General features: G+C 64.0%; 21 protein-coding genes and 3 tRNA genes. 7 read left to right on the top strand and 17 right to left on the bottom strand.

The window, feature by feature from the left end; genetic code table 11:
• Nucleotides 1–98: 98 nt before the first annotated feature.
• Nucleotides 99–1,679, top strand: a complete 1,581-nt coding sequence (gene sdaAA / locus BMY31_RS02540) for an L-serine ammonia-lyase, iron-sulfur-dependent, subunit alpha (RefSeq protein WP_091007964.1) — start codon at nt 99–101, stop codon at nt 1,677–1,679.
• Nucleotides 1,680–1,833: 154 nt separating this feature from the next.
• Here sdaAA and BMY31_RS02535 read toward each other — a convergent pair whose 3' ends face one another.
• The gene (locus BMY31_RS02535) at nt 1,834–3,186 is read right to left on the bottom strand and encodes a lysylphosphatidylglycerol synthase transmembrane domain-containing protein (protein WP_091007961.1); all 1,353 of its coding nucleotides are present in this window, start codon (nt 3,184–3,186) and stop codon (nt 1,834–1,836) included.
• 398 nt (nt 3,187–3,584) lie between these two features.
• Between BMY31_RS02535 and BMY31_RS02530 the strand changes: the two genes are divergently transcribed.
• The 3 genes from BMY31_RS02530 to BMY31_RS02520 all read left to right on the top strand — a co-directional run bounded on the left by BMY31_RS02530 (nt 3,585) and on the right by BMY31_RS02520 (nt 3,900).
• Nucleotides 3,585–3,658, top strand: a tRNA-Gln gene (locus BMY31_RS02530).
• A 20-nt stretch (nt 3,659–3,678) separates the two neighbouring features.
• Nucleotides 3,679–3,755: transfer RNA gene (locus BMY31_RS02525), tRNA-Glu, on the top strand.
• A 68-nt stretch (nt 3,756–3,823) separates the two neighbouring features.
• Nucleotides 3,824–3,900: transfer RNA gene (locus tag BMY31_RS02520), tRNA-Glu, on the top strand.
• A gap of 136 nt (nt 3,901–4,036) precedes the next feature.
• Here the strand turns inward: BMY31_RS02520 and BMY31_RS02515 are convergent.
• The gene (locus tag BMY31_RS02515; RefSeq protein WP_091007959.1) at nt 4,037–5,428 is read right to left on the bottom strand and encodes a CCA tRNA nucleotidyltransferase; all 1,392 of its coding nucleotides are present in this window, start codon (nt 5,426–5,428) and stop codon (nt 4,037–4,039) included.
• A gap of 272 nt (nt 5,429–5,700) precedes the next feature.
• Here BMY31_RS02515 and BMY31_RS02510 point away from each other — a divergent pair, with 272 nt between their 5' ends.
• Entirely contained in the window at nt 5,701–7,182 is a 1,482-nt protein-coding gene (locus tag BMY31_RS02510; protein WP_091007954.1) for an aminopeptidase C, read from the top strand.
• 10 nt (nt 7,183–7,192) lie between these two features.
• Here BMY31_RS02510 and BMY31_RS02505 read toward each other — a convergent pair whose 3' ends face one another.
• From BMY31_RS02505 to wecB, 7 genes are all read right to left on the bottom strand, one after another.
• The gene (locus BMY31_RS02505; RefSeq protein WP_091007951.1) at nt 7,193–7,831 is read right to left on the bottom strand and encodes an IMPACT family protein; all 639 of its coding nucleotides are present in this window, start codon (nt 7,829–7,831) and stop codon (nt 7,193–7,195) included.
• Between the two features lie 130 nt (nt 7,832–7,961).
• The gene (locus BMY31_RS02500; protein WP_078687852.1) at nt 7,962–8,240 is read right to left on the bottom strand and encodes an HPr family phosphocarrier protein; all 279 of its coding nucleotides are present in this window, start codon (nt 8,238–8,240) and stop codon (nt 7,962–7,964) included.
• A gap of 11 nt (nt 8,241–8,251) precedes the next feature.
• A complete protein-coding gene (locus tag BMY31_RS02495; protein ID WP_091007948.1) occupies nt 8,252–8,776 on the bottom strand; it encodes a PTS sugar transporter subunit IIA in 525 nt (174 codons plus the stop codon).
• A gap of 938 nt (nt 8,777–9,714) precedes the next feature.
• A complete protein-coding gene (locus tag BMY31_RS02490; RefSeq protein ID WP_091007944.1) occupies nt 9,715–10,815 on the bottom strand; it encodes a hypothetical protein in 1,101 nt (366 codons plus the stop codon).
• A 75-nt stretch (nt 10,816–10,890) separates the two neighbouring features.
• Entirely contained in the window at nt 10,891–11,517 is a 627-nt protein-coding gene (locus tag BMY31_RS02485; protein WP_091007942.1) for a hypothetical protein, read from the bottom strand.
• A gap of 111 nt (nt 11,518–11,628) precedes the next feature.
• Nucleotides 11,629–12,924 carry a flippase gene (locus BMY31_RS02480; protein WP_091007939.1) on the bottom strand — a complete coding sequence of 432 codons (1,296 nt, stop codon included), beginning with the start codon at nt 12,922–12,924 and terminating at the stop codon, nt 11,629–11,631.
• A gap of 3 nt (nt 12,925–12,927) precedes the next feature.
• Nucleotides 12,928–14,034: a non-hydrolyzing UDP-N-acetylglucosamine 2-epimerase gene (wecB, locus tag BMY31_RS02475; protein WP_219334840.1), complete on the bottom strand. Its 1,107-nt coding sequence runs from the start codon at nt 14,032–14,034 to the stop codon at nt 12,928–12,930.
• 253 nt (nt 14,035–14,287) lie between these two features.
• Here wecB and BMY31_RS02470 point away from each other — a divergent pair, with 253 nt between their 5' ends.
• On the top strand, nt 14,288–15,541 hold the full coding sequence (locus BMY31_RS02470) for a hypothetical protein (protein WP_091007933.1): 1,254 nt from the start codon (nt 14,288–14,290) through the stop codon (nt 15,539–15,541).
• Nucleotides 15,542–15,547: 6 nt separating this feature from the next.
• Here BMY31_RS02470 and BMY31_RS02465 read toward each other — a convergent pair whose 3' ends face one another.
• From BMY31_RS02465 to BMY31_RS02430, 8 genes are all read right to left on the bottom strand, one after another.
• The gene (locus tag BMY31_RS02465; RefSeq protein ID WP_091007930.1) at nt 15,548–16,678 is read right to left on the bottom strand and encodes a glycosyltransferase; all 1,131 of its coding nucleotides are present in this window, start codon (nt 16,676–16,678) and stop codon (nt 15,548–15,550) included.
• A gap of 145 nt (nt 16,679–16,823) precedes the next feature.
• Nucleotides 16,824–17,846: a glycosyltransferase family 2 protein gene (locus BMY31_RS02460; RefSeq protein ID WP_091007927.1), complete on the bottom strand. Its 1,023-nt coding sequence runs from the start codon at nt 17,844–17,846 to the stop codon at nt 16,824–16,826.
• Between the two features lie 25 nt (nt 17,847–17,871).
• A complete protein-coding gene (locus BMY31_RS02455; protein WP_091007924.1) occupies nt 17,872–19,134 on the bottom strand; it encodes an oligosaccharide repeat unit polymerase in 1,263 nt (420 codons plus the stop codon).
• Between the two features lie 100 nt (nt 19,135–19,234).
• Complete coding sequence (locus tag BMY31_RS08845) at nt 19,235–20,008, bottom strand: glycosyltransferase (RefSeq protein ID WP_180371333.1); 774 nt, start codon at nt 20,006–20,008, stop codon at nt 19,235–19,237.
• Nucleotides 20,005–20,739 carry a glycosyltransferase gene (locus tag BMY31_RS02445; RefSeq protein ID WP_091007921.1) on the bottom strand — a complete coding sequence of 245 codons (735 nt, stop codon included), beginning with the start codon at nt 20,737–20,739 and terminating at the stop codon, nt 20,005–20,007. The genes BMY31_RS08845 and BMY31_RS02445 overlap by 4 nt, the downstream gene beginning before the upstream one ends.
• A complete protein-coding gene (locus BMY31_RS02440) occupies nt 20,721–21,302 on the bottom strand; it encodes a DapH/DapD/GlmU-related protein (RefSeq protein ID WP_091007918.1) in 582 nt (193 codons plus the stop codon). Before BMY31_RS02440 ends, BMY31_RS02445 begins: the two co-directional genes overlap by 19 nt.
• On the bottom strand, nt 21,295–22,134 hold the full coding sequence (locus tag BMY31_RS02435; RefSeq protein WP_091007916.1) for an NAD-dependent epimerase/dehydratase family protein: 840 nt from the start codon (nt 22,132–22,134) through the stop codon (nt 21,295–21,297). Before BMY31_RS02435 ends, BMY31_RS02440 begins: the two co-directional genes overlap by 8 nt.
• Nucleotides 22,131–23,153: a hypothetical protein gene (locus BMY31_RS02430; protein ID WP_091007913.1), complete on the bottom strand. Its 1,023-nt coding sequence runs from the start codon at nt 23,151–23,153 to the stop codon at nt 22,131–22,133. Before BMY31_RS02430 ends, BMY31_RS02435 begins: the two co-directional genes overlap by 4 nt.
• 147 nt (nt 23,154–23,300) lie before the next feature.
• Between BMY31_RS02430 and BMY31_RS09025 the strand changes: the two genes are divergently transcribed.
• A complete protein-coding gene (locus BMY31_RS09025; RefSeq protein WP_374057308.1) occupies nt 23,301–23,927 on the top strand; it encodes a serine acetyltransferase in 627 nt (208 codons plus the stop codon).
• The last annotated feature ends 24 nt before the right edge of the window (nt 23,928–23,951 follow it).

Here is a 23,951-nt window from a genome sequence, read left to right as displayed (position 1 = left end):
GCCACAATGGCGAAAACGCGTGACACCCCCGGAGCCGAAGCGGCAATCCGCCCGAGGCCCCGCCGCGCCGGACGCCCAAACGAAAGGGAAGATCGCACATGATGAACACCTCAGCGTTCGAGATTCTGGGCCCCGTCATGGTCGGCCCGTCCTCGTCGCACACCGCGGGCGCGCTGCGCATCGCACTGGTCGCGCGCTCCCTGGGCCCGAAGCCCCTCAAGAGCGTTGACTTTAAGCTCTACAACTCCTTCGCCCACACCTACCACGGGCACGGCAGCGACCGTGCGCTCGTCGCGGGCATCCTGGGCATGGCGCCCGACGACATCCGCGTGCGCAACTCGTTCGAGCTTGCGAAGGAGGAGGGGCTGGAGTTCTCGTTCACCGAGGCCTCCGACAAGGAGGGCACCGCCCTTCATCCCAACACCGTCGCGGTCAACATGGTTGGCCAGGACGGCATGCAGATGTCGGTCACCGGCGAGTCCCTGGGCGGCGGCAAGGTCCGCATCAGCTCTATCGACGGCATCGCGGTCGAGATGACCGGCGACTACCCCACCCTCTTCGTGGCACACCAGGACCGCCCCGGCGTCCTGGCGGCCCTCACCAGCGGACTTTCGGCCTCCTCCGTCAACATCGCAACGATGCGCACCTTCCGCGAGAGCCGCGGCGGCCGCGCCTACACGGTCTTCGAGGTCGACGACGGCCTAGACCAGAGCGTGCTCGAGTACCTCTCGCGCGGGCCGAGCATCTCGTTCGCGAGCCTCGTGAACATCCCCGGCGCCTCGCAGGCGGCGCCCGACGCGGTGCTGCCGCACGGCTTCGAGACAGGCGCCCAGCTGCTGCGCGCCTGCGCCACCGAGGACCTCTCCATCGGCCAGATCATGCGCGAGCGCGAGCTGGAGCTCGAGCCCTCGGCGGACGTCGACGCTCGCATGGCCAAGATCATCGAGGTCATGCGGGAGGAGACCGCGCGTCCCATCGAGAAGCCCGAGCCCTCCCTGGGAGGCCTCCTGGGCGGGCAGGCAAAGGCCGTGGCCGACGGCGCCGAGCGTATCTCGAACGTCCTCCTGGGCTCGACGCTCAGCAAGGCGACCGCCTACGCCATGGCGGTCCTCGAGCGCTCTGCGACCATGGGCGTCATCGTCGCCGCACCGACCGCAGGCTCCGCCGGCGTCATCCCCGGCTCGGTGCTCGCCACGGCCGAGGCCGCGGGCGCGACGGACGACCAGATTGCCGCAGCGCTCTGGAATGCCTGCGCCGTGGGTGCCATAGTGGCCCGCAACGCCTCCGTCGCGGGCGCGGAGGGTGGATGCCAGGCCGAGGTCGGCACGGCGGCCGCAATGGCGGCAAGCGCCCTCACGGAGCTTCTGGGCGGAAGCCCCGAGGCCTGCCTCTCCGCGGCCTCAACGGCGATCGCCAACCTCCTGGGACTCGTATGCGACCCCGTGCGAGGCCTCGTCGAGTACCCCTGCCAGAACCGAAACGCCATCGGCGTGGCAAACGCCATCAGCGCGGCTCAGCTCGCGCTATCCGGCGTGCTCGACCCCATCCCCTTCGACGAGGTCGTGGCCGCCATGAAGGCAGTCGGCGACTCGCTGCCGGCAGCGCTGAGGGAGACGGCCCTGGGCGGCCTCGCCGCAGCGCCATCCGCATGCGGCGCCTGCCGACGCTGCGCCCTGTAGCACCCGGTCCGGAACACCGCGAAGGCCAGGGGCAACCGCCGGTCGCCCTTCCGGCCCGAAGCGGAGCCAGGCGGAGCAAGAGAGAGGGCGAGAAGTGCGCACGCATGCGCTTCTCGCCCTCTTCGCATGCCTGGGAAACGGCGTCCGACGCCCCCTACTCCTTCTTGTCGTGCGCGTGGGCGGCAGTCCTCTTGGCCTGCTTCGATCCCATGGGAACGCGAATGCCGCCGTTGGTGGCCACGGGACCGCCCTTCCGCGCGCCGGAGGTGCGGGCGGTCTTGCCCTTGGCCTTCGCGGCAATCTGGCTGCCCTTGAGGGTCGCGACCTTGGGCGCCGCCGAGGCCGCAGAGCCCCTGCCGAGGCGTGCCATGATGCGCTGCACGCGGTTGTAGATGCTCATGCCGCCGTTCGACCTCAGTCCAAGGAGGGGCGCGGCAAGAATCGTGGGCGCGAAGAAGGTGACGATGCGCCAGATCAGGAAGCCGGCGCTCGTGGCAGCGCCGAACATGTGCTGGTAGAACATGTAGAAGCCACCCTCGGCGCCGCCGGTTCCGCCGGGAAGGGGCACGGCAGAGGCGACCATCTGGACCATGGACCCGGCCGCGAGGCACTCGATGAAGTCGCCCTCGACGCCGAATGCGCGCAGCACGAACCAGGGAATCATGTACAGGCACGCCAGCTGCGCCATCGTGACCAGAAGCGTGAGCCCCATGGAGGGAAGGTCCTGAGAGGCACGCTTGAACGCGTTTGAAAACTCCATCACCTGAACGTTGACCATCTCGTCCCAGTACTCGCGGTTCTTGAGCCAGCCGCGCTTCGACGCGAGGTTGATCGCCCAGTTGCCCAGGCGCATGACCAGACGCGGGCACAGACAGACCACGAAGAGGCCCGCGAGCTCCAGGAAGTGCACGCCGAACACGACGAGGTTCAGGATGATGATGTCGCCGTAGGTCTCGAAGAAGTACTCGAGCTTGGCGAAGAGCATGATGGCCGCGAACAGGACCACGCCGAACTGGAACATGATGAAGCGCGTGAACTGCGTGGCACTCGCCTCGCCCACGTCAAGCCCCGTGCGCGTCAGGCGATAGATCTGCGAGGGAACGGCGCCCGCCATCATGGGGGTAAGGTTGCCGAAGAAGACGCCGGAGGCCTCGACGCTCATGAGGTCGCGCACGCCGACGGGAGAGTCGTGGTCGAGGTACACGGCGATGACGTAGGCGATCACGCCGAAGACGAAGTAGAAGGCGTAGGCGACGCAGGCCCACAGGACCCACCCGGTGTCGACGGACGAGAGAGCGTCCAGGAACTCCCCCATCTGCCCCGACACGATCAGGTAGACAATATATATGCCGACGACCGCAGCAAGGAAGAGCGCGCCCTTGCGGGCCTTGGCGTTGTTCTCCTCGAGCTCCTCGGTCTCCACGCCGCCACCAACGGAGACGTGGGGCGCCGAAACCTTGAGCGAGACCTTGCCTTTGGTGCGCTTTGTGTCCTTAGGCTCTGCCATCAGGCTCCCATGGTCGCCACGCCGAGAACTGCTCGACGCATCTTAGTGTCTACAACACTCTTATGATAGCGCAGACGGCATGGCTCCCGCGAAGGCCTGGCGCAGCCAACACCAAGAATGGGCAAGTCGCCCGGCGCACGGCGGGAGAGCAGGGGGTCTCTGCGCCTGCGGGAGGGCAGCCCCTTCTTAGGATGCGGACTAATCCAGAAATTGTGAAGACGCAGATGGCATCAGCACGTCAGCTAGAAGAAAGAGAAGTGCCAGCTCAGACGCTTGAAGTACCACATTTTGCCCCAGCGGCAGCGAATGCGGGAACAATTTTTGAGATTTCCCCTTGCATGGCCCCCGCCTATCGCGTATATTCTTTTCTCGCGCCGAGGCGCACAGAGGACACCGATTGGGACGTCGTCTAACGGTAGGACAACGGATTCTGGTTCCGTCAGTGGGAGTTCGATTCTCTCCGTCCCAGCCAAGTGTGCCTGACAATTGCATGGCCCGTTCGTCTAGCGGTTTAGGACGCCGCCCTCTCAAGGCGGAGATCACCAGTTCGAATCTGGTACGGGCTACCAACTGTTATCGGGCGCAGGAGTTGCAAGATGGTTCCTGCGCCCGTATTTACAGCCTCGCGCCTTCATATGGCCCGTTCGTCTAGCGGTTTAGGACGCCGCCCTCTCAAGGCGGAGATCACCAGTTCGAATCTGGTACGGGCTACCAAGAATGAGCAGACCGTCGGGCGATCTCGGCGGTCTGATTTGTTATGGCCTTATAGCCCCTCGCGTACCCGACTTCGCGCGGGGCGAGGACCTGCCGAGAAGCACGTAGCATGCCCAGCGAACGGCACCCGGCACATCTAAATCTGCAGGCTGCGGAGAAGCTCTTCTCGCTCGTTGGGAAGATCGCCGTTCACGACGGCACTCAGGAGCCCCTGGAGTATGAGACCGACGCCCGGCCCGGGCTTGATGCCCGTGGCAGAAATCACGTCCGACCCGTTCACGGCAAGGTCACCCATACGATACGTTGCGCCACGCTCGAGCTCGCGCCGCAAGGCCAGCTCGATGCCATCAAGCTCGATGGCGTAACCCGCGACCCAGTCGACCTTCGAGACGGCGTCGGCCCGCTTGAGATCAAGCAGGTCGAAGGCCAGGCGTGGCGCGCGACCGGGACAGGCCTTGTCGAACTTCATGAGGGTGCGGCGCATGGAACGCGACGTGGGTGACACGACATGGTCATGCAGCCTCACCAGCGAGCGAACGGGGATGATGAGGTCGTGCGGAAGCGCAAGCCGACGCATCAGGAGCTCGCACACGCGCGCGCCGACCTTGGGGTGGTCGAAGAAGTGGCCGCGACCCGTCTCGTCCTGGGTGAAGGTTATGGGCTTCGCGACGTCGTGCATGAGGGCGGCCCAACGCAGCTCGCGCGAGGCATTGCCGCCCGTGAACTCCTCGACGGCACGGCAGACGCGCATGGTGTGCTCGAGCACGTCATAGGCGTGATAGGGACTTCGCTGGTCGAAGGCCACCAGAGGCTTGAGCTCGGGAACCGCGACGCCGAGGACGGGCATCTCGTGAGCGAGGGCCCAGGCAACGGCGCCGGTGCAGACGATGCCGTCGAGCTCCTGCCCGATGCGCTCGTTGGCGATGTCCTCGAGACCGTCGGCACAGCGCGCCAGGGCCTCCTGCGTCCGTGGCTCGACGTCAAAGCCGAGGCGGCAGGCAAAGCGCACCGCGCGCAGGACTCGCAGCGCATCCTCAGAGAAGCGAAGGCGCGGGTCGCCGACTGCCCTGATCAGCCCCAGGTCAAGGTCATCTCGGCCGCCATGCGGGTCAAGCAGGCCACGCTCGGGATGGTAGGCCATCGCGTTGATCGTGAAGTCCCTGCGCTTTAGGTCCTCGCGCACGTCGTCCACGAAGACGACGTCATCGGGGTGGCGGTGGTCGGTGTAGGAGCTCTCGACGCGGTAGGTGGTCACCTCGACCGGCTTGCCCCCCACGATTGCCGTAACGGTGCCATGGGCGGTGCCCGTCTCGCGAACGGCGATGCCGCAGGAGTCGAGCACGCGCTCGGCGTCACGCCAGTGGGCCGAGGTTGTGATGTCGACGTCGTGGCAGGGTGCGCCCAGAAGCGCATCGCGAACCCAGCCTCCCACGACCCAGGCCTCGAAGCCAGCCGCCTCCAAGGCGCGCAGGACGCTCAGGGCATAGTCGGGCACCCCATATGCAACGTCCCTCAAGGCTCGGGCCATGTCTCCCCCATCACATGTTTTCACTTTTTAAGATAGTAGCATTCGCGCGTCAGGCTGCGGTGAGTCAATCGCGAGAGGGCCGAAGGCCAAGACGCATCCCAAACTTCCGAGCAGACGCTCGTGCCCACGTGGCGGCACCCGCCTCACGAGGTGACGACGTGACAGGGCGATGCGCCGCGGTGGTGCTAGACTGAAAAAGTTTGCCAACACTAAAACATGTCCCGCCTCCCGGCACAGGCCGGGAGGCGGGACACAGGAACGAGGGAGTAAGCATGAAGCAGGCGACAGCCATCGACCCGAGCTGGGCCACGAGCAAGAACAAGTCCTTCTCGGCAGATAGGGCCAACCGCGTGGCCAGAAACGCGGTGACCTCCGCGGGCGTCATGGCCGCAGCGCGCGACATCAGCGTCATGCGCGGCTACAGCGACACCTATGGGGTGATGGTCCCCAAGACTGCCAAGGTCTGCAACCAGAGGCAGAGCGGCCGCTGCTGGATGTTCAGCGCGTTTAACGTGGCGCGCCATGCCACGATGGAGCTCCTGGACGTCGACAGCTTCGAGTTCAGCCAGAGCTTCGGGATGTTCTACGACAAGCTCGAGAAGGCCAACGCCATGTTCGAGCGAATCATCCGGACCGCGCACCTGCCCTTCGACTCCCGTGAGGTGTGCGAGCTGCTGGACGAGGGCGTGGGCGACGGCGGCTACTACCCCTTCGCCATGAACCTGATCGCCAAGTGGGGCCTCGTCCCCAAGGCCGCCATGCCCGAGACCGCGTGCTCCCGCAACTCCTCCGAGATGGATGCCCAGCTGGAGCGGCTCTGCCGCAAGGGAGCCTGCGAGCTGCGCTCGATGGCGGCGGACGGCGCAAGCGCGTCGGAGCTCCGCGCGCACAAGGAGGAGCTGCTGGCGAACGTCCACGGCATGCTCGCAGTCTGCCTGGGAGAGCCGCCCGTGACCTTCGACCTCGAAATCCAGGTCGGAAAGAAGTGCAAGGCCGACCCTGCCAAGGTCTTCGCGGTGGAGGGCAAGGCAAAGGGCGCCGCCAAGAAGGACTCAGGCGACGAGAACGGAAAGGACGACGAAAGCGAGCGCTTCGTGCTGCGTGACGCGGGAATCACCCCGCGCGAGTTCGCCGAGCGCTACGTGCCATTCGACCCCAACGACTACGTCACGCTCGTCTCGATGCCCGGGAAGACCCGCCCCTTCGGCCACGCCTACCACCTCACGCTGACCGACTCGGTCGTGGGTGGCACGCCGAACCGCATGCTCAACGTCGAGCCCGAGGTTCTGGACGCGGCTGCGGTCGCCAGCCTCAAGGCCGGCGTGCCCGTGGGAATGGCCTGCGACGTCATGCAGCAGTTCCCTCGCTACATCGACGACTACAAGTACGTGCTCTCGACCAACGGTGAGGACGTCGAGGCGCTCTTTGGCTGCGACCTAGCGATGGAGCGCGCCGACATGATCGACATGCGAGAGACCTGCCTGACCCACGCGATGACCTTCCAGGGCGTCCAGCTCGACGGGGACGGAAGACCCCGGGCCTGGCGTGTCGAGAACAGCTGGGGCGAGAAGCAGGGCAAGGACGGCTACCTGGTCATGAGCGCCGACTGGTTCCACCTCTACGGCGGAGAGGTGGATGTCAGGCGCGAGTTCGTGCCCGCAGAGACCCTCAGGCAGTGGGACGAGGCTCCCGTCGAGGACGTCACGCCTTGGAGCGGCCTCGCGACAGCCCTGGGACGCGGACGACAGAGGTAGCGAGAAGTACCTAGAACTCCTGGAAGGTGGGCTCGCCCACCACGCAGAGGTCCTCTCCGGAAGCCAGCTCGCGAAGGGCAGCGACGAAGGGGACCTCTTTTCCCGTCAGAAAGGCGCAGTTCATCTGGACGTCCTCGGAGAAGATAGTGTCGCGGACCTTTCCGCCATAGTCGCTCACCATGCGTTCGACCCTGCCGTAGGCGGAGTACGGGATCGTGGCCGTGACGCGCGTGACCATGGTCATCTGAACGACGTTGCCGGCCGCCTCGGCGGCGGCGAGGGCCTCCTGTGCCGCGGCCGTGTAGGCACGCACGAGGCCGCCGGGGCCCAGCAGCGCGCCGCCGAAGTAGCGCGTCACCACGCAGCAGACGTCCGCCAGGCCGGCCCCGCGCAGGACCTCGAGGGTGGGCATGCCGGAGGTGCGCTGGGGCTCTCCGTCGTCGGAGCAGCGTTCGCGACCGTCCGCCAGAATCCATGCGGGGACGTTGTGGCGGGCGTCATGGTGGCGGCTGCGCACGGTGGCGATGAACTCCTCGGCCTCGGCCTCGGAGCTCACATGGCAAAGCTGCGCGATGAAGCGGCTCTTGCGGTCCACGAACTCCCCCGTGGCCTCGGTGCCGCCCGCGATGGTCCTGTAGCTATCGAGCAAGGCCGCCCGCTCCTCTCCCCCCGCGCTCGCGCACCGGAATACGAATGGTTGCCGGGAGTCTCCCGGACACAAGAAATGGTAGCGCAAACAAACGCGGGGCCCGGACGAACCGAGCCCCGCAACAAATACGCTAGAGAGTGGGTCGACCACCCGTCATACCGCTCGCAAGCACATGTCGAATGGCGCGGGCCGCCTCGGCCTCGTCACGGCCGGCGCAGCGAACGATTACCTCGTCCCCCGAGCCCGCCTCGAGCGCCATGAGCCCCATGAGGTCGGATGCGGAGACCGTGGCGTCAGCAAAGGAAATCGTGGCCTTGCACGAGAAGTCGGCCGCCACGCTCGCCAGCGCGACGCAGGTGCGCGCATGCAGTCCCCTGGGATCCGCGACCCTGCAAGAGAGTTCCAACATGGCAGGCGTGACTACTGGGTGACGACGACCGCAACCTCGCCGGCGTTGATGTGCTGCGGCGAGACGGGCGAGACGTTGGGAAGGTCGTCCGTGTTGGTGACGACCATGATCACGTGGTCCTCCTTGCCCGCCTTGGCGATCTTGTCCATGTCGAAGGTCATGAGGGCCTGGCCGGCCTTGACCGTGTCGCCCCTGCCGACGAAGCCGGTGAAGCCGTCGCCCTTCATCTCGACCGTGTCGATGCCGACGTGGATGAGGATCTCGACGCCGTTGTCGCCCATGATGCCGAGGGCGTGGAGGGTACCGGTGGTGACGGTGACCTCACCGTCGACAGGCGAGTAGATGATGCCCTGCTCGGGCTTGATGACGATGCCCTTGCCCATGGCGCCGGAGGCGAAGACGGGATCGGGCACGTCCTCCATGTTCATGGCCTCACCCGAGACAGGGGCGTAGATGTTGGCGGGAACGGACTCGACCTTGATGTCCTCGGGCTTCGCGGGCGCGGCCGGCTTCTTGAACATATCGAACAGACCCATGCTTGCTTCTCCTTCATGGTGGTGCGGACCTATGGTACAGATTGTACCAACAAGCGGGCAAAATGCATGCGATTATGCCGATTGAGTCGCATTAAGGGCATGATTGGAGCGCCTCTTCGCCAGAGTGCCCCTCGCACATGCGCGACCGGATCCCACAAGAGCGTCCGAGGGGACGGTCGGGGACGAGAGCGGGGTCGGGCTATCGTTGGGGGGTGTTCCCATAGTTTTGTCAAGCGGAACGCCCCCCACAACGACGATGCGCCGACGGCACTGGCATGGGGGCGGCAGGGCGTGTGCCGTGGCTATTATTATCTGACTCGGATTGGTTGATTTAATCCGACGATCGGATCGGGCATTGCGTTCTCGCGCTATTGAACTCCTTGACGCTGCGCCCCATCCGAATGCATTGGCTTTCACTATGAGCGACAGCGATATACACCAGCTGACCCATTGGCAATGCCATGCGATGGCAAGAAAACGGCGGTTAGGCTATGTCCCGGCCAGACTGCGTAGACGAGAGCCCGACCCCTGTGGTGGTTGTTCTCGCCAACCACCATCACAACCAAGACCAACCTTCTATACCGACTCTCCGAACTGTTTGCTCTGTTCGGTGGTCCCCAGAATGACGACATGTATTCGGAAGGCATTCAGATTGACGAGAGGCATCGCCCCATCGTTCGCACCAACAAGGGGCCGTTAAGAATTGCGTGCGCCGGCAGTGCCTTTCGCGCAACCTACCCAGAATCGCCATCGGATGCATCAACACGGCGCCCATCGACGGACGCGGCCGGGGGGGAATGCCTCATCAGTTGCGTAGCGGGAAACAAAAGAACAAGACAGGCACACCTCTCGCGGCGTCCAGGTGCCCACCCACCCACACCAGTGCAACGCTTGCCCCCCCGACCCACCCCACGGCAGAGAAGAAGCAGGGAGCTGAATTAGCGCCCCTTCTCGGAGCCGTCATAGACTTCGCCAACGCCGGGCTCGCTCATGTCCTCGGGCAGACACTCAATCCGTGCAAATCCCTGCGCGAGCATCAGGAGCGTGACGTTGAACTCGAGGTTCATTGGCTGCTGTTCGAACACCAGAAGGAACGAGAAAAAGCAGATGATGCCAATCATGACGGGGTCGACGTCACGGCCACGCCAGCTCAGCACCGCACGCGCGAACAAGAGTGCCGCTGCGGCGGAGAAGCCAAGGCCCCAGACCATTGTCATGTTGGCGTACGCACCCAGCTCGAAGCCGGCGCCGTATAGCGTGCGCATGTCGCCCACCAGGCAGAACAGCACGGCTGGAAGGACCGCCACCACCCAAAGGGTCAAGTCTCGACGTGCAACGCGCGCGAGTGCCTCGCCCCGCAACACGTCAGCCACGATCAGTGCCGCAAGCAGCAGAAAAAGCACCCCACAGCGTTTAGCGTGCAGGGGCGCAGCTGAAAGGGCGGCAAACGCCACGCACAGGACGGCAAGCCCCACCCGCGCCTTGCGTACGCGTACGAACAGGCACGCAGCGGAGACGATGGAGAAGAGCAGGCACGACAGCGCGCCAGGGTACCCAAACACGTAGCGCCCAAACACGACGTTCCTCAACGAGAACGACGGATCGAGCGAATAAACCCACCCAGTAAGCGCAAGCGCCGCCACAAGGGCAACCATGGCCCCCGTCGCATAGGCCCTCGCAAGCCGCCTCAGGTCAATTCCCTGGACGCAGACCGCGAACAGCGCAAGCACCAGCGTGTGCGGGTCACGCGACTTGCCCCACACCAGCAGCGCGAAGAACAGCAGCGGGAACATCAGCGCAACGTCGCGCACGCCAAGCCTGAAGCGCTTCGAGGCCAGCACCGCCACAAGGCAGCCCACCACCAGCGCCTGCACGTACTGCACCGGGCGGTTCGCCACGCACCAGAGGGCCTGCGCGAACGTGGAGTGCTCGAAGAGGATCTCGCCAAAGGTCCACAGCGCAAGCGTCGCGCCCAGGATGGTCTCGAGCGCGCGCTCGCTCACGGGCGCGGAAAGTCTCTCTCGTACGGTTTGCGTCATGTGACACACGCCCTTCATGCGAATCGTTGGTCCCATTCGCGCCGCCGCACGTCCAAGGCGCGCCGCGGCACTCCCCTAGTTCGTCAGCGACAGACCCTCGTCCGTCTTCGACCAGCGCCACGCCACAGAGCTCTGCTCGAGCGTCTTGCGCTGCGCGGTCATGGCGTTCATCTCCGGCGCGTAGCCGTAGAGCGCCGTCCCGTCGGCGCGGGCAAACACCCAGTCGCTTCGGACGTTACCCTCAACCTCCCCGTCGTCGGGATACGAGAAGTACAGCATCCACGTCCCGGAAAGGTCGCCCTCAAGCCCCGAGCGCGGCATGCGGACGAGAAGGACGGCCCCCTTGGGATCGAGGTTGTTCTCGAGCGTCATATCCTTCATCACGTAGAGGACCGAGTCGGTGTCAGCGCCGTCGAGCCTGAGCTTGCCGTGCATGGTGTGGCCCAGGTAGTTGACGGTCGCGTCCTTGTTCTCGTCCACGTCGATGGTGGCGAGCCACGTGTCGCCAACGGAAATGGACACGTGGCCCTTGACCACGCTCTGGTCCACCTTGCCATAGCGCAGCCCGTACATAGTCGCCATGAGCATTGCCACGAGCAGCAGGCCCGACAGCGCATAGAGCAGCGGGTCCTCGCGCACGGCAGCGGCCACGCGCGCGCCCAGCCCCTTGCGCTCCTCTTGGTCACTCTTCTTAGCGGGCATCCGCAGCTCCCGGATTCACTCGTCGTCTGTCTTAGGTGACCCGCGCGACCTCACGCGAGCCCTCTAGCAAGTATAGGCCATGCACGAAAGGCCACGGCCGCAGGCACGGCCCTACGCCGCGCCCTCGCCCTCCCGGCTCTCTCGCCTCAGGCGGCTCACCTGCCTATACAGCAGCCCCGTCAGCACCAGCTCCGAGGCCAAAGGCGCCCATGCGGCACCGTCGCCGCCAAACAGCCAGATCAGCACCAGGTTGAGCACGAGCGTCGCCGCCACGCCAATCTGGAAGCACGTGCTGTACTCCTTGTCGTGGCCGCTGCCCAAGAGCACCTGGATGCCAAAGAAGTTGTTGTTGATGCCCGCGAGCAGCCACCCCAGAAGCGGGATGGTCCAGTAGAAGTCGCGGCCGTATTCGGGGCCAAAGGCAAGCGTCACGATGAAGTGCGAGAAGAGCGCGATCACGAGGCACGCCGCGCCAAAGGTCAGAAGCGCGTAGCGCCTGACCCTCATCACGAAGGCGTAGCCCGCGGAAAACGACTGGCTCAGACGCCTGCTCGCGATGGGATAGAGCACCTGGCTCACGGGCGCCCAAAGCATCATCATCATCGTCGGGATCTTCTGGATGGCAGCAAACGACCCCACCACCTCGGGCACGCAGAACACGCCCAGGATCGTGACGCCGATGGCGCCGAACACCTTCGAGCTCAGCTGCGTCGTGAACACGAAGAAGCCGTCCTTGAGCTCGGCCAGCACGTCACCCACGCCCACGCGGATGACCTTGAGCGCATAGGCGCGCTTCGCCACGATGAGCCCGGCAAAGCCGCTGATGATCGGCGAGACGGAGTACAGCAGGCAGTACAGGTACAGGTCGTCGGCGCGCTTCACCAACAGAAAGATGAGCACGGTCGAGACCGTGCGCCCCACGATGTTCACGATCGAGATGAACTTCATGTCCTGCATGCCCTGGAACAACCAGTTCTGCTGCACGCAGTAGCCCAGGATCGACGAGAACATCACCGCCAGGCACGTGCACTGCACCACGAGCGACGTGTTGAACAGGCAGTAGACGGCCGTCACGGCAAAGCATGCGACCGTCAGCGCCACGCGCGCGAACAGCACGCACGAGAAGGTCCGCTCCAGCAGGTCGTGGTCGTCGCCGGCCCGCACGGCCACCTTGCGCGTGGCCGACATACCAAAGCCGTACTCCACGACCACCTGCAAATAGCCCACGAAGTTGAGCGCGATCGAGAAGAGCCCGTATCCGTCGCGGCCAAGGATGCGCGTGACGTAGGGCAGCGTGAGCAGCGGGATGACCGTGTTGAACAGCTGCAGAAGGTACATCCACATGCCGTTCTTCACACTCGGGCGCTCGATGAGGCCGCGAATCTTCTCGGGGGAAATCGGTCCCATGCGCTAGTTGCTCCCGTCGCAGAGGATCTGCGCGATGCGTTCGCTCGCATGGCCGTCGCCGTAGGGATTGGCCGCATGCGACATCTCGCGATAGACGGTCTCGTTATCCAGAAGTTCCGAGAACGCCTCGTAGATGGGCGTCTCGTCGGTGCCCACGAGGCGCAGGGTGCCGGCCGCCACGCCCTCGGGGCGCTCGGTCGTGTCGCGCATCACGAGCACGGGCTTGCCCAGGCTCGGCGCCTCCTCCTGGATGCCACCGGAGTCGGTCAGGATCATGTGGCTGCGAGCCATGAAGTTGTGGAAGTCCACGACCTCCAGCGGGTCGATGACGTGCAGCCTCTCCTCGCCGGAGAGCTCCTCGGCCGCGACCGACCTGACGCGCGGGTTCATGTGGATGGGATAGATCGCGCGTACGTCCTCGTGCTCGTCGAGCACGCGCCTTATCGCGCGGAACATGTGACGCATTGGGTCGCCCAGGTTCTCGCGGCGGTGCGCGGTGATCAAGATGAGGCGGTGGCCCTCGGCCCACGCGAGCTCCTCGTGCGCGTAGTCGTCACGCACGGTGTAGGCAAGCGCGTCGATGCCGGTGTTGCCGGTGACCCAGATGCGCGCGTCGTCCTTCCCCTCGCGAAGCAGGTTCTCGCGTGCGGTCTCCGTCGGAGCGAAGTACCACTGGCTGAACACGTCCACGGCCTGGCGGTTGAACTCCTCGGGCCAGGGGCTGTAGAGGTTGTTGGTACGCAGGCCCGCCTCGACGTGGCCCACGGGAATGCGCTCGTAGAACGCGGCGAGCCCGGCGGCGAACGACGTGGTGGTGTCACCGTGCACGAGCACCACGTCCGGCTGCTCCTTCTGCAGCACGTCGCGCATGCCGGCAAGCACGTCCGCGGTGATGGTGGTCAGCGTCTGGTCTGCCCGCATGACGTTGAGGTCGTACTGAGGCACAACGCCAAAGGTGGAGAGCACCTGGTCGAGCATCTGGCGATGCTGGCCCGTGACGCAGACCACGACGTCGAGCTCCTCCTTGCGCTCGGCAAGCGCGAGCACGAGGGGGCACATCTTGATGGCCTCCGGGCGCGTGCCGAACACGACCATTACCTTTTGCTTCATGTTCTCTCCGACCGCGGGGCATCGCGCCCCGCCTCATCCGAGCCGCCTGGCGGGCGACATGACTTAATCAACTACCAAATGATAGTCCATGCCCCATCGCCCTACGCCGCCAGCGGCACAAACGCACCAAGCCCCCACCATCGGCGTCGCACCACCAAAAGCGCATGGCTGCACAACGCCTTTGCTAGACTGTCTTGTGGCGCGCGATTCCGCTGCGCCACGACTCAATCGACAAGGCGAAGGGAAGTGAGCGATGCAGCCCGCCGCAGCATGCAACACGAGCGTCACGGCTCGGGGCGGACGCACTTGCGCCGTCCAACGCCTCGCCGCGCATATCTCGGGCGCGACGCTTGCGCGGGCGGCCCTCGTCCTCTACGTCGTCACCCAGATCGTCACTCAGACCAGCACGCTCGGCACGAGCCTGCCCCAGCTTCCCTGGGCGTCCATCGACGTCGCATGTCAGGGTACCTGCGCAGCGCTTGCGCTTCTGGCCATCGCATCGCGGAGAAGGGCGCTCGGGCTCGGGCAGTCAGTCCTCCTTGCAGCCACGACCTTCGCGCTCGCCTGCTCGGCCGCCCGCGCCGTCGACTTCCGTCTCGTCGTCAGCTTCGTCGTGATCGTCTCACTTGCAGATGAGGACCCGCGCGAGGCCTGCCGTCTCCACTGCCACGCGACCCTCTTCGCCGTCGCGGCCCTCATGGTCGCGTCGCTTGCAAACGTGACGGCCAATAGCGACTTCATCCCCAACGGACGGCTTGTCTTTGGCTACGGCTTCAGGCACCCCAACACCCTCGGCGCAATCCTCTTCAGCGCCGCCGGCTCGCTCACCTGCTACAGATGGGGTAAGGGCGCGTCGGTACTGCCGCTTCTCGTCTCGGTCGCCTGCACCGCCTTTGCCTACGTCGCCCTGAGCTCGAACGCTGCGGCCGCCCTCTGTGCTGCGCTCACCGCGATCAACCTCGCGGGCATCGTCGTTCCCCCGCTTCGCCGCGCGAAGCTGCCCGCATGGGCCGCACGTGCGGCGCTCCTCGTGGTTCCGGCGGCGCTGCTCGCCGTGATGCTCTCGACCACGGCACACTTCGACGGAGCGAACCCCCAGCACGCCTGGCTCAACGAGGCCGTGCACAGCCGTCCCTACTATGCGCACGAGTACTACGTCGAGGCGGGTGGCTTCAGCGTGATGGGCAGCCCCGCCATCGTCTGCAACGAGCATCACACAGGCGGCGCCTTCTGGGGAATCGACAGTGGCTTCAGCCAGCTGGGCCTCGTCTACGGCCTCTCCGCCACCTGCATGCTCGTGGCCACCTACGCCGTAGCGGCATGGCGCGCGTCTGGACGCAGGATAGGCCTCGCCTTTGTCGCGATACCGCTGCTGTGCGCGCTCTACCTCGTGGTCGAGCCGTTCTCGCTCTACCTCTACTCCAACTTCGCCACACTACTGCTCGCGGCTGCGTTCGCGGGCAACGCAAATGCGCAGGACACTGGCGACGAGACCATGCGAAACTAGCGCAGACTACTCGCTCAGGATGTCCGCCACGATCGCGTCGAAGTCCACGCTGTCGTAGTAAGTGCGCGAGTTCTTCGCCATCTCATCGTGGCGCGCGTCAATGTCCTCGATGGCTCGGACAATCGTGGCCTCGTCGCCGGCGTCGACCACGCAACCAAAGTCGCCGCTCTCGAGCGCCAGCCTGATGCCAGGCACGTCCGAGGCGATAACCGGCAGCCCGAAGCGCGTGTACTCCCAGATCTTGTTGGGGGCGCAGTACAGCGCGTTGAAGGGAGAGTAGCGGTTGTTCCACGTCGGCGTGTACGGCATGAGACCGGCCCACGCATGACGGGCGAACTCCAGATGGTGCGGCGGCTCCACGAAGCCCAAGAAGGTGACGCACGAGAACTCGTCGCACAGGTGCCTCACGTACTCCTGGCTCTCGGGCGTGCTCGTCGGCCCCATGAGGTAGAGCGCGAAGTCGTCGCCCATCTTCTCGATCGCGCGCGCATACGGGGCGACGTCGCGGTCGGGACCGAAGACCCCCTGGTAGAGGACGACCTTGCGCGGGTCGGCAGCCATCGCGTCAACCTTGTCCTGGTACGGGTTCTCCCCCGCCTCGCCGCCCTCGCGCTGGTAGGCCGGCTTGTTCGGCAGCACGCGCGGCACTTTGGGAAGGTTCCAGTAGACCTGCTGCATGTAGGCGCGGTTGTACTCGGGAACCACCACGCGCCACGCGCGCCTTGCGATCTCGCTCACGGCGTTCGTGTGGAGCGGCATGCGGTTGAACAGCAGCGGCACGGTCTCCACGAGCTCCATCAGCTGCACCACGTAGCGATAGCGGAACAGCTCCGGCCCCGCCTCACGCGCCGAGATGTCGGTGGTCGTCCAGACCAGGTCGTACTCGCCGACCCCACGCCTCAGCTCGTCGCGGATCGCCTTGCGCGCGCGGAAGATGTCCGCCTTGCGCGCAAAGAACCCGCTCGGCCGGTCGCCGTACGCGACCACGTGGTCGACGACGATCCCCAGCCGCTCGATGGCCGAGCCGTCGCGGGTGATCAGCGTGGTCGTGTGGCCCAAGCGCTTGAGGCTGGCCAGCAGGCTCAGTACGGGCGGGAGCAGCTCGACCTGCTCCTCGCAGACAACGGCGATGTTCATGCGACAACTCCAAAACAATCAGTCAAGATGAGCCGACGCCCTTCCGGCGCCATGCCCCCTAACGGTAGCGGTGTGACCCAAACCGAAGGTACCCCACGCGCGAGCGGAACGCAACGCAGGGGTGCGAGCGCCACCCTGCAACGCGTCAGCGCTTTGCGGCTCCCTTCAGGCGCACGAGCGCGCGTACCCATCTCGCCGCCGCGCGCACGCGTCCTGCGGCAAGAAGCCTGAGCGAGGTGGCGCGCTCGGCTCTCTGCCCGTCCGTTCCCACGACACCCATGGCCTCGACGAAGAGCGGCTCGGCTGCTATCTGCTCGAGACAAGCGGCAAGCTCGGCCACTCCCCTGTCCTGTGCAAGTGCCTCCATGTCGTGCGCCCAAGCGCTCAGCAGAAGGCGGTACTGCCCGTCGCGAGAGCCCACCGCCCCTCCAAGGCGCTCCCACACGACGCGCTCCACATACGCCTGCTGATCACAGTAGTCCAACTCGAAGCGAGCGTGCGTCGTGGACGCCTCGTTGGGCCGGTAGTAGTAGAGATCGCGATCGAGCAGGCAGAAACTCTCGGCCCGCGCGAGCGCGCCCGAGACCTCAAGGCGGTCCTCGCACATCTTGAGCCTGCGCTTCGGCTCGTCGCCGTCTGCCCCCACAAGCTCACGTCTGAGCGCCTTGGTGGCAAGATTGTTCAGCGCGTAGCTCGAGAGGAACGCCTCGACGAAGGCACCCTTGTCCACCGCACCCTCCGCAAGGCCGAGCGCGCCATAGTCGACGATGGAGTCTCCCCCATCCACGCACGCACTCATGTTGAACATAAGCACGTCGGGACTCTCGCGCTCGATGGCCTCCGCCATGAGCGCAAGTGCGTCGCTGCCAATCAGCTCGTCGTCAGAGTCGAGGCAGATCACGTAGCGCCCACGCGCGAGAGAGAAGGCCTTCCTTCTCGCGCGGAAGGGCCCTCCGTTCTCGTCGAAGCGATAGTACGTCAGCCTCTCTGCGCAAATGACGTCCTGTCCCGCGCACCACTGGTCAAGCGAGTCGGTCGAGGCGTCGTCGACCACGATCGCCTCCCAGCTCTCGCACGACTGTCGCGCGAGGCTCGCAAGGCACTCCCCGATCACGCCAGTCGCGTTGTGCGCAGGAATGCAGATGCTGAAGAGGGGTGCCTGTTCCATGCCTTGGCTCACTAGCACCGCACCCCTACTCGTCGTCCACGGCCATCTCGGGCACGGGTTCAGGCTCGGGCTCGGCCACGGCCCCGGCGCGTCTAGCACGCACCTTCTCGAAGAGCGCCATCGCAAGAACGATGTAGACCGGATACGCCATCGACGGGTACGTGAACGAGTTCATGAAGAACGAGAACGCGACCACCATCGACATGAGCGCAAAGCCGATCGTCTCCACGCGCGTGCCCTTGAGGATGTGACGCGCAAGGCGAAGCAGCCCCATCTGGATCACGAAGCCAACGTAGATGCCCGCGACCCCCATGAAGCAGAAGTAGTCGCTCCAGATGGAGGACACCGTGAAGTAGTTCACCTGAAGGGTGACGTGCGGCGTCACGTAGAACGGCAGCCTCTTGGCGATAGCCATCGGCATGAACGAGTACAGGAAGTTGAGAACGTCCACGCCGTGCGAGCCGTTCGACACGTTGAAGTTGAGGCACGCCAGGGGCGACGTAACGTACGAGTACGCCCAGAGGAACTGACGCGGCACAAACGAGGGCAGCGCCTCGGTGTAGCGCCCGATCCTGAAGATGTAGAAGGAGTTCGACCACGAAGCCCCGTAGCGCATGTTGCCCATGACACCAAAGAGCCACAGGCCGGCCAGAACGGCCACGACCATGATCAGGATGCCCAGCACAGAAATGCGACCGCGCCTCGCCACGAACAGCACGAGCATCACGAAGAGCGTGATCGCGATGGCGCTGCGGATGTACTGGAGCATGAGCAGGCCAAAGCAGAAGAACACCTTCACGAGGCTGCGCGCACGACTCTCATCGAGAAACGCCTTGAAGCAGAACGAGGCATAGAGAATGCAGCCCACGATGCAGGCCGGCGCGACGAAGGGAACGGGATCGGTCAGAAGAGACTCATAGTCGAGCGCCTTGTTGAACACCGCAACGAGCGGCACGAAGCCCTGCGCCACGAAGAGGATGGCGAACAACGCGGCAAGCGCGATCATGGGACCCCACTCCGCACCAAAGCGGTAGAGCGGAATCATCTTGGCCCCAAAACGCTCCTCCACCATTCCCAGGGTCCTACCGGCCGCACCGCGAAGAGAATTGGGCCTATAGGCAAACTCCTTGCGGCACTGGTAGCCCCTGATCACGCAGAAGGCGATGCTAAGGACGAAGAATGCAATGAGCGACGGGTCGAGGGGCGCGTTGAGCTTCGACCAATGGAGTGCGTACAGCCCGCACACCCCTGTCCAGAGCCCGGCATAGATGTAGTAGTAGTTCAGCATGGCGCTCCCGATAGCGTTTTCAGTAACCCCCAGTGTATCCTACCGACCCCGGCCGGCGGGCCTGCCCACAGCATCAACGGGTCTCGAAATGACGCACGCGCTAGAGAAAGCGCAGTGAACGGTATCTCAGAGCCAGCTTGATGCGACGCATGGCGAGCATCGCGCGGCAATACGCAGCCTTCGAAGGCGAGCCCGAGTAGAAGGCTCTCGCGTCGCGAGAGAAGATCTCGAGCCGCGCCAGGGCCCCTTCCGCGTCGTCGGACTCAAGCGAGTAGCTTTGCGCCAGCCTTGGGCCCTCGAGGTAGACGACGAGGCATCCCCGCGCACGCGCGTCCTGCAGGAAGCGATGGTCGATCAGGTCCAGAAACAGGTCCTCGCAGTAGCGCACCCTCGAGTAGACCTCGCGCCTCGCAGCCATGCCACTGTTGATGCCGCTGAGCCCCTCGGCGCCGGCGATCTCGCCCACGTCTGAGAAGGGTCTCGACCTAAGCCCATCGAAGGTGCTGGGCGAGAGGATGGCCTCCCCCGCCATGACGAGCGGCAGTGCGATGTCCCACGCCTCAGGCGACTTCTCGAGCGCGGCGACCGCCTCGAAGTAGTCGGCCCCGACGACCGTGTCGTCGTCGAACACGCAGACCACGTCACCGTCGCAGCGCTCCACGCCCTTGTTGTAGGCGACCGAGAGGCCGGCGTTTCCACCCATCGAGACATAGGTCACGCCACGCTCGGCTGCACGCGCCTCATTGTCGTTGGCGATCGTACTGTTGTCACACACCACGACCTGGCTCACCTGGGGCGCAGCTAGGGCAACATCGAGACAGGCGATGTCGTCGAGCGACTGGTTGTAGAGGACCACGAGAACGGAGATGCTCACCCTCTCAGCTCCCTCCGCCTCATCGCGAGTGCCTTCAGAAGGTTGAACCTCTGGCGCGCAATCACGCCCAGCGCACGCCTGCTCGTGGTGACGTTGTCGCCATGCAGGCGGTGCCTCAGATACACGTCGTCCATGAACGTGACCGAACCCAGCGCCTCGCACACCATGCCGACCCAATGGTCGTAGTTGATGACGTCCTCCGGCATGGGCATGATCAGGCGCTTGGACGCCTGCGGGAACGCCATGCAGCAGCCACTGTAGCGGGGCGCCGCAAAGTTGCGCAGAAGCCCGGGCCTGATTCCGTACTCCTCGAACAGCGGCTTGGAGATGACCTTGCCCTCTGCGTCGATGTGCACCACGTTGTGGATGAGGAGGTCGGCACCGGTCTCGTTGAGCCGCGCGATGACGGCGTCGCGCTTGCCGGGAACCCACACGTCGTCCTGGTCGCAAATGAACACGACGTCCTTCACGCACGCAGCAATCGCATTGTTGAAGTTTCCCACGATGCCATGATTGTCGTTTGCCAGCACGCGCACGCGCGAGTCGCGCGCAGCATAGCCCTCGAGGATCTCGAACGTCCCATCGCTCGATGGGTCGCAGGAGACCACGAGCTCATCATCGGACCCAAGCTGATCCAGCACGGAGTCAATCTGCTGGGCGATGAACCTCTCGCCGTTGTAGGCCGCCATGGCCACGGAAGCGGTGTGAAGCACTATCTCACCCTCTCCCATGCGCGGCTCTCTTCGTTCCAGCGACGAATCGCACGGGCAGGCGCGCCAGCGACCACAGTGTTTGCAGGGACGGACTTCGTCACCACGGAGTTCGCGCCAATCGTGCACCCGTCGCCAATGGTGACGCCGGGCATGATGCACACGCCCTCGCCCACCCAGACGTTGCTGCCAATCGTCGTGGGCTTGGTCACCAGTGGACGGTCGTCCGGCGCGACATCAGGGGCGGAGGCATCTTCCATAAAGCTGCCGTGGCTCGTATCCGAGATGAAGATGTTCGATGCCATGAGCACGCCGTCGCCAATGCGCACGGACTCGTGCGCCACGATGTGCACGCGGTCGTTCATCTTGCAGTCATCGCCGATCTCGAGCACCACGCCCTCGCCCGCAAGGTCGAACCTGCAGCCGTAGCCAACCGTGAGCCCACGGCCATAGCGCAGGCGCGCCTTACCGCCCCTCAGGTAGAACGGCAGGCGCACGAGACGCGCCCCGGGAAAGCGCAGCTTCGTGTAAGCAAGGTAGACGCAGTTGCCCAGAAACTCGCCAAGCCCGTACTGGCTACGCATCGCGTCCCTCCCGACGGGCAAGGATGGCCTGGATCTTGGAGTTATCGCCCCAAATGGCAGGCGAGTCGTACGGACGGTCGGGATAGCGCCCATACGCAAGGCTGATGCCCAGGTCGTTCTCCTTGATGAAGCCCTCGATGTACTCGCCAAGCGCAACGGGCTCTCCAGAGCAGATGTTGATGATCCCGTCGACGTCCGTCTGCTCGACCGCGGCAACGACCTGCGCGCAGAACTGGTCATAGGGAAGGAAGTCGTACTTGCACGTGCCGCTCGTGAACGGGAACTCGGCCTTGCCCTCGCGCGCGGCCTGGACGATCTTCGCGAAGATCGACGAGCCCCTGCCATCATTCGAGACGAGGTAGAACCCCCTCAGCCACTGGAACGTCACGTCATGCTGGCGGCACAGCTCCTGGCAGAGCTGGCGCAGCGCGTTCTTCGAGACGCCATAGGGCGTCGTGGGTCGACACGGCGTGTCCTCGCAGACCACGCCCTCGTGATAGCCCACCTCGTGCATGGACCCCATCACGGCAACGTGGCGCACGCCGGCCTCCACGCATCGCTTGATGAACGCATAGTGCTTAGGGAGGTCATCGAGGTGCGACATGTCGTTGTGCACGAAGCCGTTGCGCCAAGCAAGATGAAGCAGGGCATCGGGCAGGTCAGCGCCCTCGAGCTCAAGCTCGAAGACATCGCCCACGTGTTCGCTCAACAGCGGATGCGAGAGCCCGCACGGCAGAAGCCCCCAGGCGTCCACCTCGACCCCGTCATCCAGCAGTCGCTGAACCACGCCCCTGCCGATGTACCCATCGGCGCCAGTTACCAAGACCCTCATCGGCCACCCTTCTCATATCCGGAATAGGGCTCACCCTCGCCCACCAGACTTCGGACAAACGATGCTATCGAGTAACCATCGTATATCTCTTTGGGCAGCTCTTGGTAAGGCTCCGAGAAAAACGCAGCGTCAATGCCGCGACTCTCGTCCCAGACGGCAACGTTGCCGTACTTGTAGAAGTCGTAGTTGCGAACGTCCGCATTCGCAGTAATGAGCTTCCTCTTCGCGCCCAGGGTCTCAAGCGTGCGCATGGTAAGTCCGCGCTGGTGCGCCTGAGGCGAGTCGATGATCGCCACCGAGCGCGCGTAGATGTCGGACACCTTCTCGGCCGAGATCGACTCATGCTCGAACGTCACGCCACGATACGCCGGGTTAGTCGCCTTCCTCAACAGCTCGGCGGACGTCGAGGGCATGTAGAAATACGAGAAGATCCTCATCCCGCTCTCTCTGAGCGACTGACAGATAGACGAAACCGCTTCGAACTTGCTGGGCTGGTGCACGCTTCCAATGAAGCACGCGTCATAGTCGAAGGACGCCTCGTCCCCCACCGGCAGCCCTTGGTACGCGTCGCCGTAAAACAGAGGTCTGAGCGAAATCTCCCCCGACTCGCAGTCCCCTGGCTCGAAGGACATGACCTCGTCAAACAGATCGGCACACTCAGCGAATCTCTGGCAGTTTGATAGCGCGTCCCAGAGGTAAGCGACGAAGCGCATGCCACGCGCCTCCCCCGCCTCGCGAATGCGGGCGAACTGCTCCCTGGTGAAACAGAACGACATGCCACCCATATACAAGAACTGGTCGTATGCACCGCCTTGAATCTGCTCACGAACTCGCGTGGCATGCACTTCAACCAAACCGTCGACGAGGCCATAGCTGATTCGCCCCAATGACTTAAACACCACGCCCTCGCTAGGCCTGTCATCGATGCAATCAACGTGATGGCCCTGTTTAACCAGCTCATCGCTCACCCGCTGACGATAGCCAAAGAAGGAAGGGGCGGAGAGGAGGATTCTAGCCATTGGAATACCTACATTCAGGAATGAAACAGCGTCAATTCTTGCACTTCAGTCGTACCGCTTAAGGGGTCAAAACCCATAGCTCATCCTTACAGCCAATGGAGCCCCAAACCAACTCATCACTCATCCTTCGACGATGGCCAAAGAAAGATGCTGCTCAGCGAACGCCACGATTGCAACAATGACCAATATACTGTTAACGATTATCGTTCCCAGTCTTGCATCTCCGGAGGGTATTACATGGCCATGAAACTAACAAGGGCTTACCTAAAACCCCTTATCACACGCTCCAATAAACATATGCTGGATTCATCGAAAGTTCTTCAGATTCGCCACAAGATTAACCATAGAGAATCAACGAAGATTGGAAGACTTCTATTAAATAGAAAATACAACTCTCTATGCATAAAATATGGCTGTTTCTTGCCCTTGAGCGCGCGTATCGGTAAAAACATAACGTTCCCGCATGGGCTATTCGGCATCTTCATATCCCAGAAAGCGATAATTGGTGACAATTGTTGCATATTTCAACATGTAACGATTGGTAGTAACAACTTAAACGGCTCGCAAGGTGCAGGCGCCCCCACAATAGGAGACAACGTATACATTGGAGCGGGCGCCAAGATTATCGGGCGCTGCAGTATAGGGGATAACGTCAGAATTGGAGCCAACGCAGTTGTCACAAAGGACGTACCCGATAACGTTACCGTTGTCGGACAAGGCCTTAGGATTATCCAGCACTCAAGCACGCTAGACAATACCTTTATCCCAATATAACGACGAGGGATCGTTCATCCCGAT

The sequence above is a fragment of the Parafannyhessea umbonata genome, from assembly GCF_900111255.1.
Lineage (GTDB): Bacteria > Actinomycetota > Coriobacteriia > Coriobacteriales > Atopobiaceae > Olsenella_J > Olsenella_J umbonata_A.
The sequence above is the reverse complement of the archived record's forward strand: the minus strand, read 5'-3'. Positions and strand labels throughout refer to the sequence as shown.

Bases quoted from the DNA above. Each gene is read 5' to 3' on its own strand.
- BMY31_RS02455 (WP_091007924.1), bottom strand. From the start codon at position 19,134: ATGCTGAACTACTACTACATCTATGCCGGGCTCTGGACAGGGGTGTGC.
- sdaAA (WP_091007964.1), top strand. From the start codon at position 99: ATGATGAACACCTCAGCGTTCGAGATTCTGGGCCCCGTCATGGTCGGC.
- BMY31_RS09025 (WP_374057308.1), top strand. From the start codon at position 23,301: ATGCTGCTCAGCGAACGCCACGATTGCAACAATGACCAATATACTGTT.
- BMY31_RS02440 (WP_091007918.1), bottom strand. From the start codon at position 21,302: ATGCGTAGCCAGTACGGGCTTGGCGAGTTTCTGGGCAACTGCGTCTAC.
- BMY31_RS02485 (WP_091007942.1), bottom strand. From the start codon at position 11,517: ATGCCCGCTAAGAAGAGTGACCAAGAGGAGCGCAAGGGGCTGGGCGCG.
- BMY31_RS02435 (WP_091007916.1), bottom strand. From the start codon at position 22,134: ATGAGGGTCTTGGTAACTGGCGCCGATGGGTACATCGGCAGGGGCGTG.
- BMY31_RS02480 (WP_091007939.1), bottom strand. From the start codon at position 12,924: ATGGGACCGATTTCCCCCGAGAAGATTCGCGGCCTCATCGAGCGCCCG.
- BMY31_RS02515 (WP_091007959.1), bottom strand. From the start codon at position 5,428: ATGGCCCGAGCCTTGAGGGACGTTGCATATGGGGTGCCCGACTATGCC.
- BMY31_RS02495 (WP_091007948.1), bottom strand. From the start codon at position 8,776: ATGGGTCTGTTCGATATGTTCAAGAAGCCGGCCGCGCCCGCGAAGCCC.
- BMY31_RS02535 (WP_091007961.1), bottom strand. From the start codon at position 3,186: ATGGCAGAGCCTAAGGACACAAAGCGCACCAAAGGCAAGGTCTCGCTC.
- wecB (WP_219334840.1), bottom strand. From the start codon at position 14,034: ATGAAGCAAAAGGTAATGGTCGTGTTCGGCACGCGCCCGGAGGCCATC.
- BMY31_RS02460 (WP_091007927.1), bottom strand. From the start codon at position 17,846: ATGGAACAGGCACCCCTCTTCAGCATCTGCATTCCTGCGCACAACGCG.
- BMY31_RS02490 (WP_091007944.1), bottom strand. From the start codon at position 10,815: ATGACGCAAACCGTACGAGAGAGACTTTCCGCGCCCGTGAGCGAGCGC.
- BMY31_RS02465 (WP_091007930.1), bottom strand. From the start codon at position 16,678: ATGAACATCGCCGTTGTCTGCGAGGAGCAGGTCGAGCTGCTCCCGCCC.
- BMY31_RS02445 (WP_091007921.1), bottom strand. From the start codon at position 20,739: ATGGGAGAGGGTGAGATAGTGCTTCACACCGCTTCCGTGGCCATGGCG.
- BMY31_RS02500 (WP_078687852.1), bottom strand. From the start codon at position 8,240: ATGTTGGAACTCTCTTGCAGGGTCGCGGATCCCAGGGGACTGCATGCG.
- BMY31_RS02510 (WP_091007954.1), top strand. From the start codon at position 5,701: ATGAAGCAGGCGACAGCCATCGACCCGAGCTGGGCCACGAGCAAGAAC.
- BMY31_RS02430 (WP_091007913.1), bottom strand. From the start codon at position 23,153: ATGGCTAGAATCCTCCTCTCCGCCCCTTCCTTCTTTGGCTATCGTCAG.
- BMY31_RS02470 (WP_091007933.1), top strand. From the start codon at position 14,288: ATGCAGCCCGCCGCAGCATGCAACACGAGCGTCACGGCTCGGGGCGGA.